This is a genomic window from Haemophilus pittmaniae (genome assembly GCF_900186995.1).
Lineage (GTDB): Bacteria > Pseudomonadota > Gammaproteobacteria > Enterobacterales > Pasteurellaceae > Haemophilus_D > Haemophilus_D pittmaniae.
This window is the reverse complement of record NZ_LT906463.1, coordinates 2,002,581-2,016,143: the sequence shown is the minus strand read 5'-3', so window position 1 is coordinate 2,016,143 and position 13,563 is coordinate 2,002,581. Positions and strand designations below refer to the sequence as shown.

General features: G+C 37.6%; 7 protein-coding genes. All 7 read left to right on the top strand.

Going from position 1 to position 13,563, the window contains the following annotated elements; translation table 11 throughout:
- Positions 1–87 precede the first annotated feature (87 nt).
- The 7 genes from CKV74_RS09550 to CKV74_RS09515 all read left to right on the top strand — a co-directional run bounded on the left by CKV74_RS09550 (position 88) and on the right by CKV74_RS09515 (position 13,430).
- Positions 88–8,472: a two-partner secretion domain-containing protein gene (locus CKV74_RS09550; protein WP_231897296.1), complete on the top strand. Its 8,385-nt coding sequence runs from the start codon at positions 88–90 to the stop codon at positions 8,470–8,472.
- A 17-nt stretch (positions 8,473–8,489) separates the two neighbouring features.
- Positions 8,490–9,434, top strand: a complete 945-nt coding sequence (locus tag CKV74_RS09545) for an Imm49 family immunity protein (protein WP_095177080.1) — start codon at positions 8,490–8,492, stop codon at positions 9,432–9,434.
- A 79-nt stretch (positions 9,435–9,513) separates the two neighbouring features.
- A complete protein-coding gene (locus CKV74_RS09540; protein WP_039847913.1) occupies positions 9,514–9,978 on the top strand; it encodes an immunity protein YezG family protein in 465 nt (154 codons plus the stop codon).
- Positions 9,979–10,097: 119 nt separating this feature from the next.
- Positions 10,098–10,694 (top strand): DUF1524 domain-containing protein, encoded by a 597-nt coding sequence (locus CKV74_RS09535; RefSeq protein ID WP_123947618.1) that lies wholly within the window; start codon positions 10,098–10,100, stop codon positions 10,692–10,694.
- Positions 10,695–10,699: 5 nt separating this feature from the next.
- Positions 10,700–11,551 carry a hypothetical protein gene (locus CKV74_RS09530; RefSeq protein ID WP_123947617.1) on the top strand — a complete coding sequence of 284 codons (852 nt, stop codon included), beginning with the start codon at positions 10,700–10,702 and terminating at the stop codon, positions 11,549–11,551.
- 359 nt (positions 11,552–11,910) lie between these two features.
- Positions 11,911–12,855 (top strand): immunity 49 family protein, encoded by a 945-nt coding sequence (locus tag CKV74_RS09525; RefSeq protein WP_007243353.1) that lies wholly within the window; start codon positions 11,911–11,913, stop codon positions 12,853–12,855.
- Between the two features lie 242 nt (positions 12,856–13,097).
- A complete protein-coding gene (locus CKV74_RS09515) occupies positions 13,098–13,430 on the top strand; it encodes an immunity protein YezG family protein (protein ID WP_231897295.1) in 333 nt (110 codons plus the stop codon).
- Positions 13,431–13,563: the final 133 nt, after the last annotated feature.

The window sequence follows — 13,563 nt, the reverse complement described above, 5'->3', positions numbered from 1 at the left end:
GCGCGTAATAAACATATTAAAAAAGACTAAAGTTTAGATAACTCAATTTAATCAATTTCTGTAAAGAAACAGTACAAAGGATTCTCTATGAACAATCGTCAATACAAAGTCATCTTCAGCCGTGTGTTAAATCAATTGGTGGTGGTGTCCGAACTGGCCAAAAGCGCAGGCAAAGCGGCGGTGGATAGCGTAGAAACGCATTTTTCAAGCAACTCTAATAAAATCAATTGGTTAGGTGTTAATTTCGGAAAAACTCCGCTTACCGGGGTGGCGTTTGCATTGATGTTGTCCTTAGGATTTGTCTGGATGCCGCAAGCGCAGGCACAAGAAATGGCGATTCGAGCGGATAAATCGGCGCCGGGCAATCAACAACCAACCGTACTGAAAACCGCAAACGGCCTACCACAGGTCAATATCCAAACGCCAAGTGCGGGCGGGGTCTCACGCAACCAATATACACAATTTGATGTGGCCGAGCAGGGCGCCATCCTCAACAACGCCCGTAAGGCGGCACAAACCCAAATGGCCGGCTGGGTGCAGGGCAACCCGAATCTTGCGCGTGGCGAAGCTAAAGTCATTCTTAACGAGGTGAACTCGGCTAATCCAAGCCGCTTAAAAGGCTATGTGGAAGTGGCGGGGAAAAAAGCTGATGTTGTGATTGCCAACCCAAATGGCATTCATTGTGATGGCTGTGGGGTGATTAATGCCGGCCGAGCCACCTTGACCACCGGTAAGGCTGAAGTGGAAAACGGCAACCTGAAGGGCTATCGTGTACAGGGCGGCAAAGTCACCGTGGGTGAAAAAGGCATGGATAACCGCCAAGCGGATTACACCGACATCATCAGTGAGAAAGCAGAAATCAAGGGCGGTGTTTGGTCGAACAAAGGCATTAAAGTCACCACCGGCAAAAACAAAGTTGACCGCACCAATGATTCGGTGGTGTACGTGGGAGAACAACCGGCAGCCAACACCCCGACAACGCCCGAAAACCAATCTACTTACAGCGTTGATGTTAGCCAATTGGGCGGAATGTACGCCGAGAAAATTCATTTAGTGGATAACGGCCAAGGCCTTGGCGTACGCAATGCCGGCCATATCGGTGCTTCTGCGGGTGATGTGAAGATTGATACTCAAGGGCGGATTGTGAATGAAGGGCATATTAGTGCTAGCGAAAATACCGCGTTAAATAGTCAAAAGAAAATTGAAAACCGAGGCACCGTTTATGCGAAAGGTCAGGCAACGCTGAAAGCACAAGATATAGATAACCGACAAGGTGTGATTGCAGCTAAACAAGTTGAACTGAATGCTAATAACGTGGATAACAGCAAACAGTCAGATAAAGGCTCCTTAATCGTGGCATCCGATAAGCTTGCTATTAAAGCCAAGCATGTTGATAACAAAGGTACGAAAGTGAATGGCAAAACGGAGCAAGGGCTACGTGCTGCTCAAGTCGTAATTGCTGCGGATGATCTTTCTAACCAACAAGGTGGTATTTATGCCGATGAGCATACCACTTTAAATATCGATAAAACCGTTAATAACAAAGAGGGTGAGATTGAAGCGGGTAAATCTATTCAACTAACGGCTAAAACTCTAGAGAACGAAGGTTCTGTAAAAACTAAAGGTGATTTAACTGTTCGTTTGCAAGATGGATTAGAACTGAATAATGCCTTCCAAGTCGGTGGTAATTTAGATTTTAAAACCCAAGGCGACTTAAAAAATAACAGTCAACTACGAGTAGGTAATAAGGCGAATATTCAGGCTGCTAATGTAGAAAATACCAAAGATGCTGAAATTAGCGGTAATGAAACGCTTGTTACCGCAAATACTTTAACTAACCGAGGATTAATTGATGGGGTTGTTACCGTTGCAAAAGCGGTAACCATCAATAACCTTGGTACTGGTCGTATTTATGGAGACCATATTGCTTTGCAAGGCGATAACCTAAACAACCTTGAAGAAGGTGAAAAATCTGCGGTGATCGCCGCGCGTGAACGTTTAGATCTTGGCGTAGATAAGATTCTAAATCGCAATGAAAGTAGCATATTAAGTTTAGGCAAAATTTATGTGGGGAAAGCGCTTGATGCGAATAATCAAGCAACCGGAAAATCAACTTATGTGCATAACTACAATGGTCTCATTGAAGCATTAAATCTTTACGATAATGCCAAAAGCAATGCTATTAACTTCAATACAGCTAGTGTTGAAAATAAACACTTTTTCCTTAAAACAGAGAATATAGATACTTCTTCCACACCAATTTTTGAGTATCGCATCGGCAATAATTCAACAATCTATGGCAGAGACTCCGGTGTTTATAAAGTTAAACAAGATAATAAAAGTAGTCGTGGTGGTTTAAATCGTAAAGTCAAAAACCTTTATCACATTTATTCTCCAGATGGAAAAATCGAAAGCAATAACTGGCACGAATATAGCTATACCCGCACAGTAAATGAAACTATGGTGCTCAAACCGGAGTATCAGGAAGGTAAAATTTTAAGTGGCGGTGGCATTGATTTTAATGATGCACATGTTGACAACCAAGACAGTAAAGTGATTGCCGGTGGATTAATTAAAATCATTGAGGGGCAATTGAATAATGAAGAGTTTAAAGGTCGCACCATTGTAACGGACAAAGGACGTGTAACCGCTTTCTACAAAGGAAGGGATTGTCGAAGAGTGCTTAAAAAATGTGTCGATCGTTACTACACCACTAAAAGCGATACTAGCGGTTACTTCAAACAACGAGAGACAGAGAAGGATTTAGGCATATTTGATTATAAAGAAAATATGGCTCCTGAGTTTGTGAATAACGATGTTGCAAGCAAAGCCAATGCCGGTGATGTGGTGTTAAATCGTCTCACGCAATCTCTTGATAAATCATCGCTCTATAACGTTAATCCAGATGCTCCAAAAGGTTATGTGGTGGAAACTGATCCTCGTTTTGCCAACAAACAGAAGTGGTTAAGTTCGGATTATATGTTCAATGCTTTACGCTATGACCCAAACAATATGTTGAAGCGTTTGGGGGATGGTTTTTATGAATTACGTCTTGTTAACGAGCAAATTAATCAGTTGACCGGTCGTCGTTATCTTGACGGTTATCAAAATGATTTAGAGCAATATAAAGGCCTAATGAATAACGGTGTGCACTATGCAAAACAATTTAATCTAGTGCCGGGAGTTGGGCTAACCGCACAACAAATGTCAGAACTGACTACCGACTTAGTATGGATGGTGAATGAAGAGATCACCCTACCGAGTGGTAAAAAACTCAATGTCTTGACACCAAAAATTTATTTAGCTTCGAATCGCGCTCAAGTGACTCCGACTGGAGCTGTAATTTCTGGGGATAGTATTGTTGGCACGGTTACGGATATGAATAACGAGGGAACCTTGCTTGCGCGTAATTTAGTGAATTTATACGGCCAAGATATACAAAATAAAGGTCTTATATTCGCCAATAATGTCAATCTGAATGCTGAACAAAAATTAGTGAACCTCGGTGGCAAAATTACGGCTGCAGAGCAAATTTCACTTTATGGCGGAAAATCGGTTGAACTTGCAGCAACGAAAACTGAAAACCAAAGTCAGCTAGGTCGCACGCAAACCGCTAATAGCGGAGTAGATCGTAAAAGTGAATTGACCGTCACCGGTAAAGATGGGGTGCTATCCGTTCAAAGCGGTGGTGATATTACGGTAAAAGCCGCGAATCTGAAATCAGAAGGCGCGATTGATGTTAATGCGAAAGGCAAACTTTCTGTAACCACAGAAAAGCAAACCAATAAAGAGCATTACAATTTCAGCGACAATCATCATTATCACTTAAATCAAGAAAGCGAAGTGAGCTCAGTGATTGAAGGTAAACAAGGAGTGCGTTTAGTCGGACAAGAAGAAACGGTACTTCGTCAAGCGGAAGTGATAAGCCATGATGATAAGGTAATGGTTGCATCTAAAGGTGATATTCAAATTGAAGAAGGTCGCAGCCTTGAACAATTGGATACTCGTAATAAACAAAAATCTAAAGGTTTATTCACCAAAGAGACCGAAGAAAGCCGTCATCATCACGATTATGATCTAGCCGAAGGCAGTAGATTGCAGGGGAAAAATGTTGAAGTTCTTTCTCAAACCGCCAATGTTTCTGTGAAAGGAGCTGAAATACAGGCTGAACAAGATATTCATTTACAGGGTAATCAAGTTAGAGTGACTGCTAGCCGTGATAAGGTCATGGAGCAAGATTCTTATTCATCGAAAAAATCTGGATTAAATGTCTCTGGAAAAGGAGGCGTAATGCAGATTGGTTATCAACGTGGCAAATTGAACAATGATGGTTCAAGTTATAGTGAAAGTGTAAATGGTAGCGAGCTAGTTGCGCAAAATGGCAATTTATCTATTTATGCTAACCAGGATGTCAATGTAGATGCTTCCCACTTAGCTTCCGGTGGCGATATGCTACTTACGGGTAAAAATGTTCACTTAAATGCAGTGAATGAACAGCACAATAGTGAATATCATCGGAAACAAAAATCAACAGGTTTCGGAATGGGTTTTGTGTACGATCCTGCTACACGGGCAAAAGAAAATTATCGCCAGAAAGAAGCACAAGGCGCAACAAATAGCATTGTTGGTAAAGCCTTAGGGGCATCCGATGCGGTTGTTGATTCAATCGAATCAACGATGCGGGGCATCCAACCTTATGCTAACCACAATCGCAGTGAATCGCATAAATACAATCAAAAAACAATAGCCAAAACAACATCACTTGAAGCCGGCGGTAATATGAAGATCCATGCCAGAGAGGGCGATATTCGCACTCAGGGGGGGCGTATAACTGCAGAAGGTGATGCTCAGTTTGTTGCAGCTAAAAATGTGGATTTTGGTGTGGCGGTACATGAGCAATCACAGCATGCTTCATCCCGACAACGCGGTGTGGGAGTAGATGGTTTAGCCAAATATGTCGCCGGAGTGTATACACAACGCGAAAATGGAGATACCCTGCTTCGCCAAGAAGTAGGAAGTCAAATTTCTATTGGTGGCAATAGTACAACGATTGCAGAGGAAGGCGATATTACGCTGAAAGGGACAACATTTGTTTCTGCCGGTAAAAATATCCTTCAAGCCAATACGGGTAATGTGCAATTACTGACAGCAGAAACCACCGATAACAGCGTTCAGAAACGTAAAGGACATAGTATCGGAGAAGCGGCTATCTCAGATACTGAACGTTTCTTTGGTTATAACCGCACCCGAATGAATCAGGATGGTGAGCAGGTAACACATCAAGGTAGTCAACTTGCGAGTCTCGATAATAATGTAGAAGTGTATGCCGGCAAAAATTATCAACAAACGGCAAGTGAAGTGTTGGCTAAAGAGAAGGTTGATATCAATGCACAAAATATCACCATTAATAATGCGCTCAATCATCAAGACAACAGCTACAGCGAAAGCGATTTAAAAATAGGGCAATTTAGTCGAGTAAAATCTCCGATTATCGATTTGATTAACACTATTGAAGGCGCTGTGAAAAATGATAAGGCATCAGATCGCTTGCAGGTTGCGAATGCGATGAGTGCGGCTGCTCAGGGATATAATCTATATAACTCCATCAGTAAGATGGCGACGAAAGATCCAAAATCGAATACCTATTTACTTCGAGTGGAATCCGGTACAGGCGTTGCTCATAGTCGTCAAAGCCAAGAAGGACTAGCGGATGTTAGTCAGGGTAGTCGTATTAATGCGAAAGAAATCAATCTTGTTGCACGTGGTGACGGTAGCCTGAATGAAAAAGGTGAACGTAAGCTGGGTAACATTAACTTAACCCATACAGATCTCACATCACGCGATGAAACGGGAAAACGAATTCAAGATAGTAAAATTACCTTAACTGCTAATGAGTTGAACATTAAAGCGGGCGAAAGCAATACCCAATTTAAAGGCCGCAGCCAAAGTGTTGGTGTGGAGGCCGGTGTCGCGGCAACGGTTGGTGCTCAAACCGGCGTAGGGGTTTATGCGAGAGTTGGGGCAAGCACAGGTAAGGATGACGGTAAAAGCAAAACTTATCAAGCCAGCCACTTAGATGCACAAACTGTAACTCTAAATAGCCAAGGCAATACTAATATCATTGGTAGCCAAGTAAAAGGCCAAACAGTAAATGCCAATGTGGGTGGAAAACTAACTATTGAAAGCCTACAAGATGAGGAACATTTTAAAACCAAATCAAGCGGAGGTGGTTTAGAAGTCGAGTTTGGGTTTGGTAATAACTGGAGCTTAAGTGGCTATGGCAATGCCTCAAGAGGTGAAAACGACCGAAAACAAGTAAATGAACAAGCAGGAATTTTTGCTGAAGAAGGTGGTTATCACATCGATGCGGAAAATGTTCATTTGAAAGGTGGTGCGATTGCCAGCACTAACCCAACAAACAGCAAATTAGCCACAAACAAGCTGACCTTTGAAGATATTCAAAATGAATCGAGCAGCAGTGCGGCGAGTGCAAGTATTAGCGGAAGTCTCAAAGAGTCAAAAGAAAAATGGGTGGATAATGAAACGGGCAGAGCGGTTAAACCAAACAGTGAAAATAGTACAAAAATAGACAGTCAACGCAGTGGCGGCTTAAGCCCGGGTTTACCGATGTTTGACCAAAGTAGTGACAGTTCTGTTACCAGAGCGACATTGACGGAAGGGACTATTATCTTGAATAAAGATACTAATCCAACCATCACTACAGCAAAAGATTTAGGCATCAATACAGACCTTGCAAAAGCTAACGAGCAAGTTGCACAGACGAAGGATGTGAAAGCTATTCTTGCTGAACAACAGCAAATATCTACAGCGATTAGTAATATAAAATCAGCTATAGACACTTATACATCAAATAAATTAAATGAAGCAGAAATTGCTGAACAACGAGCAAAAGCTGAATACGAGAAAGCAAAAGCTAATAATGCGAGTAAAGAAGAGTTGGGTTTACTTGAATTTAAGTTGATGGAGGCTAATAGAGATAAGGGTAAATGGGAATATGGAGGGGACAGTCGTCGTACAATTGATACGATAACGGCTTTATTTACTGGGGTACTTTCAGGACAAAGTGCTTCAGCAACAACAGTAGCAACATTATCACCAACGGTTAATAAACTGATTGCGGATAATACACATGATAAAGTAACGAATGCGCTTGCTCATGCAGTGTGGGGAGCGATTGAGGCTCAAGTCAATGGTGGAAGTGCCGCACATGGTGCGATAAGTGCAGCGGGGGCTGAATTACTGGCACCACAAATTGCCTCTATCCTTTATGGTAAATCAGAAGCTGATTTAACGCCGGATGAAAAAGCTGGTGTGATTAGTATGGCCAGTTTAGCCGGAGGGATTGCCGGAGCCTTAATGAATGGCAAAGCAGATAGCATAGAAACCATAGGTAATGCAGCAATTAATGCACAGATTGCTGAAAACACAGTAACCAATAACTATCTTTCAGATTGGCAAAAAGTTCAAAGAGAGAAAGAATTAGCTGCTTGTGATGGTTGGAGTTGTAAATTTAAAGTAAATGTCTATTGGGCTGCGGTGGATGTTGGGCAAGATGCGAGTTTTAGTGCTGGATTAGCGATGTCGATTCCTGAAGGAATTTATGAAACGGCTAAAGGGCTTGTTGAGTTTGCGAAAAATCCAATTGCGGCATTGGATGCTATTGGGACGCTGATTGAGGAAGGTAAACTTGGGGATGCTTTTATACAAGATAGCCTTAATAAAATTGAAACCTTAAAAGCTGAATATAATAAAGCAGGGGCAGAGGGATCATATAGAGCTGGTGTAGAAGCCGGTAAGTTATTACAAATATTTGCCGGTGGAGCGGGTTTGGCTAAAGTTGGAATTAAGCTAACGAAAACAGCTGCTACTTTTACGAAGCATCAAGTTCATAGAGTAGTTAATCACACTGTTTTGAATCGAGTAATTAATGAAGTTGATAATATCGCTGTATCAACTGATAAAGGATTTATCAATGCCACCAAAGTTTGTGGAGCAAGTTGTGAAATAAAAGCAACTAGCAAAGCTGAGCAAGCTTTAATCGATGATATTGTCAAAAATGGTGATATTAAAGGTGGAAAAACAGAGTCGTTAATTCATGATTTAGCAAAACGTTCAGGTTATGAACCATTACAAGGAGGAAAATATGGCTCAAATAATGGCTTTGATCATGTGTTAGTAGGCAAAGATGGCTCTGTAGTCATTATTGATAGTAAACAAATAAAAACTAATGGGGCAATTCAGGTGAGTTCGAAAGGGGCAGGCAAAACAAACCAATTGTCAAGTGAATGGATAAATGCAGTCTTGGATCAATTACCTAATAATGATCCAACTAAGTTAGCAATAAAAAATGCAGAGCGGGATGGTAAATCAATTAAAACAATTATAGCTGGTGTAGATAAATCAAATGGTAAGGTTGTGTTATTACCAGTTAGAATTCCTAATAAGAATTAATCGTAATAGGTGTAAATATGGAAAGATATAAGGTGTTTTTAGGTAGTGAGATTGCTAAAAGCTATGATGAAGCAAAGAATTTTACTCTGGCTAGAGTAGATGAATATACTGAATTTAATCATAAAGAATTATTTTCAACGTTAGCTCCTATAGATAATTTTACAGGTAATGTTTTTTCTTTAATTCATTATTTAAATGATTTCCATCGTGCATTAGCCTCTAAGTATTTATTAGAAAATAATATTTCAGGATTTAAAGAAAATGCTTCTATTGCTGGTTTCTTGGGGATTCTGTCTAAATATGATTTTCAATGGGCATACAACGGGATTAATACAAATTTCTTTTTTATGAGTTTACTTTCAGATAATCAAAAGTTGATTGATTATCTGATTAAACATCGTGATGAAATTGTGGATATTTCAGTCCCCTATAAACGAACTGATACCAGACCTTTTTTTAATGCGAACACTTTATTGGCGTTAAGTGGAGATTGGCAATTATTAAAAGAACGCTCACTCACGTTCTTAAATGATGAGAAAAAAGCCCGTAGTGATTTAAAGCGCATTCCCGATCATGAATTTTATGTGACACTAGCAGATAAAAATATAAAAGGAATGCAAGAGGCTTTAGATAAATTACTCGAACTTAAGTTTGCGAAACGAGCAGCCAAAGACACACTTTTACATTTTGATTTTTACTTGCAACCGCAAGTTTTAATGTATGCCAAAATCGCAGCAATCCACGGTTTTGATTTGGGTATTGATAGCCCTATAGCGCCCAAAGAATTGATTGATATAAATCCATTAGCAGAATATAAAATTCCTTATGATTTTATGAAATCATTTGATTTTGATGCCCCTCATCAAGTTTGGGTAAATTATGTCAAACAAAGAATGGAAGAAGCGAAGAAAAAGAACGTTGAAAATAAAAAAGGATTTTGGGGTTCATTATTTGGTCGATAAACAAAGTAAGGGAATTTGAAATATCTTATGCTGTAGATGGTAAGGTTTTACCTAAAGAATTTATTAAAAATATACCAACATGAGAATAAAAATTAACTCAGAATATGAAAATATTTATAAGAATATAGCAGAGACTATATGGTCTATGATGCCAACTGAGGCGGAAAAATATGTAGTTCAATGTGAGTTTATTGATTCTTCAGCAAGAAGAAGTATGTTTTGGGTTACTCATGATGGGATAAGAATGGATTATAACTTTGATAATTATCCTGAAGAGAAAGAATCCGAGATATTACATTATCTTCAGGAATTGAGAAAGTTGATGACTTCTTTAGGGTCAGAATGGAATCAATGTGAATTTGTTCTAAATGAGAATGGCAAATTTAATATTAAATTTGCCTATATTCCAGAGGAAGATAGTTGGGGATCTCTTTATTTAAGAGGAATTAGTGCTCTTACCTTGGAAGAAGCTGAAGAGCACAATATTCCAAGAGAAATCTGGGAAGAGCGAGTAAAAGCGAAGAAGGAACAACAAAATAGTTAAACTTTATACTAAAAGTGTGGTTGGTTTTCAGTGATTTTAAAAAAATTTGAAATTAACCGCACTTTTGTATTTTCAGCGCTGCTTATCTTTAAGCTAGTTTTATAATTTCACATCCAATTTTGCATAAGCTCGTTCTACTTTTTGATAGAAATGGCTTGCCATCTTTACAAGTGGTATCGCAACAGGCTACTGGAAAACTAGAAACAGTTTATAACATCGCCGTAGAAGAATTTAGCACTTACCATGTAGGGAAATTTGGTGTTTGGGTTCACAATGCAAATTGTTGTGATTTTGTGAATGTAAAATATGGTGATGTTGAGGCTAAATTTAAGCAAGGCGGTTGGGTTAATTCAAAAAATGATCGGGTGATGTATATTGATCCTTTCGATGGTAAATTTAAAGATTGTCCAGATGGAGCAATAGCTTCGGTGGATCATATTTTGCCACAAAGCGCATTTAATAAAATTGATGGTTTTGATAAATTACCAAAACATGTTCAAAATGAATTAATTAATCACCCTATGAATTCACAGCCTTTACCAAAGGAATTAAATTCATCTAAGAGTGCTAAAATTGAAACAGGAACGGAAGGTTGGCAGAGATATGTTAAGGAAAACAAAGATATATCACCAACATATAGAGCATATTTAGAAAACACTCAAAGAAATATGATAGCTTTAGTTGAGGAAACGCTTAAAAAGAGAGGTCTCAAATGAAATTCATGACAGAATCTGATTTATATAAAGAGTTTGACGAAGTCTATTTCAACTTATCAGAGCTATGCTTTGATAAAATAAACTTATTTTATCGAAAATTTGATGATTTTGACCCAATGAAATTTGATGGTTTAAATTTAGTAAATAAAGTTAAACCAGAAAATTATCTTATTGAACGATTTAAAGTTATACAGCCTGAGTCATATTCTTATTTATACGATGGAAGATTTTTTTATGCTATTAAAAGAAGCCAGATTCCAGTAATGAATGATATAACTGAATTTGGCGTAATAATTAATGATATTGTTTATTACATAAGTTATGACCCATTTTCATTCTCCAAGGGAGAATATAAGCTACATCATAAAAGTATCCCTTATGAATTGCTTAACTCTTGGTTATTTTTTAGTGATAAATGGATTATCTCAGAGGGTATAAATTCAAATATATATAAAAGTAATTTACCTTCATTATTATTAATGCCCATTCATTCAATTATAGAAGGTTTTGAAGATAGTCATGGCGTTGCACTTCCTGAATATACAGCGTTTCTAGAACAGAAATTTCATCATGCTTTTAGACAAAGTTATGACGATGATAAATTCAATGATGAAAAATATTTTGAATTAAGATGTTTGCTTGATACCCGCTCCAATGATGATTGGAGTAAAACAGGATATCAATTATTTGTATCTTCACATAATGATGAACGTAATGTTTATGTGATACCTAGAGCAGATGTGATGGGTATTAAAAAATTGACTAACCCGGCAGAGGCAATAGATCATTATGCCGCTCATTTATTCTCACGTGCTGAGGGGGAGTTTGATTTTATGCAATATGCAGAAGATTTTTAGCTAATACAATAAATTAAAGTGCGGTTAATTTTTACTAATTTTTAAAAATTTACTGCACTTTTTATTGCTTAGTGAACACTTTAAAAGCCACGAGTATGATTGTGAAATTAGGTTGTTTATCGGACTAAGGCTTTAAAAAACTATTTTTAAAGCACCTATAATCAGTTGTTAGAAAAATGGATTAATTAAGTTGTGTATAAATTACCTGAAAATGCTCCAACAAGAATTGCGATAATAAAAGCTATTGATAATGGTAAATCAATTAAAACAATTATAGCTGGTGTAGATAAATCAAATAGTAAAGTTGTGTTATTACCAGTTAGAATTCCTAATAAGAATTAGTCATAATAGGTGTAAATATGGAAAAATATAAGGTGTTTTTAGGTAGTGATATTGCAAAGACTTACAGTGATGCTAAAAAATTTACTTGGGAACGGGTTAATTCGTTTTCAGATGATTCTTATCTCGAATTATTTCAAAGAATAAAATTAATTGATGATTTTCGAGGGAATGTGTTTTTTTCAATTGGTTTATTAGATGACTATCATCGAGCATTATCCTCTAAATGTTTGTTAGAAAATTCTATCGAAGGATTTAAAGAAAATGCTTCTATTGCTGGTTTCTTAGGTATTTTGTCTGAATATGATTTTCAATGGGCATATAATGGATTTAATACTAACTTCTTTTTTATGAGTTTGCTCTCAGATAATCAAAAGTTAATTGATTATTTAATTAAGCATCGTGATGAAATTGTGGATATTTCAGTCCCCTATAAACGAACTGATACCAGACCTTTTTTTAATGCGAACACTTTATTGGCGTTAAGTGGCGATTGGACATTATTAAAAGAACGCTCACTCACGTTCTTAAATGATGAGAAAAAAGCCCGTAGCGATTTAAAGCGCATTCCCGATTATGAATTTTATGTGGCACTAGCGGATAAAAATATAAAAGGAATGCAAGAGGCTTTAGATAAATTACTCGAACTTAAGTTTGCGAAACGAGCAGCCAAAGACACACTTTTACATTTTGATTTTTACTTGCAACCGCAAGTTTTAATGTATGCCAAAATCGCAGTAATCCACGGTTTTGATTTGGGTATTGATAGCCCTATAGCGCCCAAAGAATTGATTGATATAAATCCATTAGCAGAATATAAAATTCCTTATGATTTTATGAAATCATTTGATTTTGATGCGCCCCATCAAGTTTGGGTAAATTATGTCAAACAAAGAATGGAAGAAGCGAAGCAAAAGAAAGTTGAAAATAAAAAAGGATTTTGGAGTTCATTATTTGGTCGATAAACAAGGTAAGGGGATTTGAAATATCCTACTTATTCAAGTAGTAGTAAGAGTCCTGATTCATTTGAAGTATCTTATTCAGTTGATGGTAAGCAATTTGAAAGAATCATGAGAAATACCCCAACAGGAGATTAATATGTTGTTTGAAGAATGCAATGAATTACATGAGAATATTGCTAAAACAATATGGAAAATTATGCCACTTGATGCATCGAAGTATATATTTGAATGTGAGTTACAACCTGATGATCAAAATTATGGAATGTACTGGATTGATCAGAATGGAGAGGAAAAAAACTCCTTTAGGAGGATTTCCTGAAGAAAAAAGAGAAATTCTTAATTTTTATTCTAAGCTAAAAGAAACTATGGCTAAATTTGGTAGCGATTGGACTCAAAGCAGATTTACTTTAGATGAAAATGGAAAATTTGATGTGAAATTTGCCTATGTTCCAGATGAAGATAGCTGGCCAATGCTCTATCTTCGAGGAGTTAGTGATCTTGAAGAAAATGAGATAAAGGAATATGGGATTCCTAGAGAGATTTGGGAAGAGCGAGTAAAAGCGAAGAAGGAACAATAAAATAGTTAAACTTTATACTAAAAGTGCAGTTATTTTTTACTAAGTTTTAAAAATTGATCGTACTTTTTTTGACTGATATTTAATGATTATGAAGTAATATTGAAATATTTAGAAAGTCGTTAAAATTGCAACA

What these genes read in the sequence shown, in the direction of transcription:
- CKV74_RS09550 (WP_231897296.1), top strand. Translation starts at nt 88, where the DNA reads ATGAACAATCGTCAATACAAAGTCATCTTCAGCCGTGTGTTAAATCAA.
- CKV74_RS09545 (WP_095177080.1), top strand. Translation starts at nt 8,490, where the DNA reads ATGGAAAGATATAAGGTGTTTTTAGGTAGTGAGATTGCTAAAAGCTAT.
- CKV74_RS09540 (WP_039847913.1), top strand. Translation starts at nt 9,514, where the DNA reads ATGAGAATAAAAATTAACTCAGAATATGAAAATATTTATAAGAATATA.
- CKV74_RS09530 (WP_123947617.1), top strand. Translation starts at nt 10,700, where the DNA reads ATGACAGAATCTGATTTATATAAAGAGTTTGACGAAGTCTATTTCAAC.
- CKV74_RS09525 (WP_007243353.1), top strand. Translation starts at nt 11,911, where the DNA reads ATGGAAAAATATAAGGTGTTTTTAGGTAGTGATATTGCAAAGACTTAC.
- CKV74_RS09515 (WP_231897295.1), top strand. Translation starts at nt 13,098, where the DNA reads ATGATCAAAATTATGGAATGTACTGGATTGATCAGAATGGAGAGGAAA.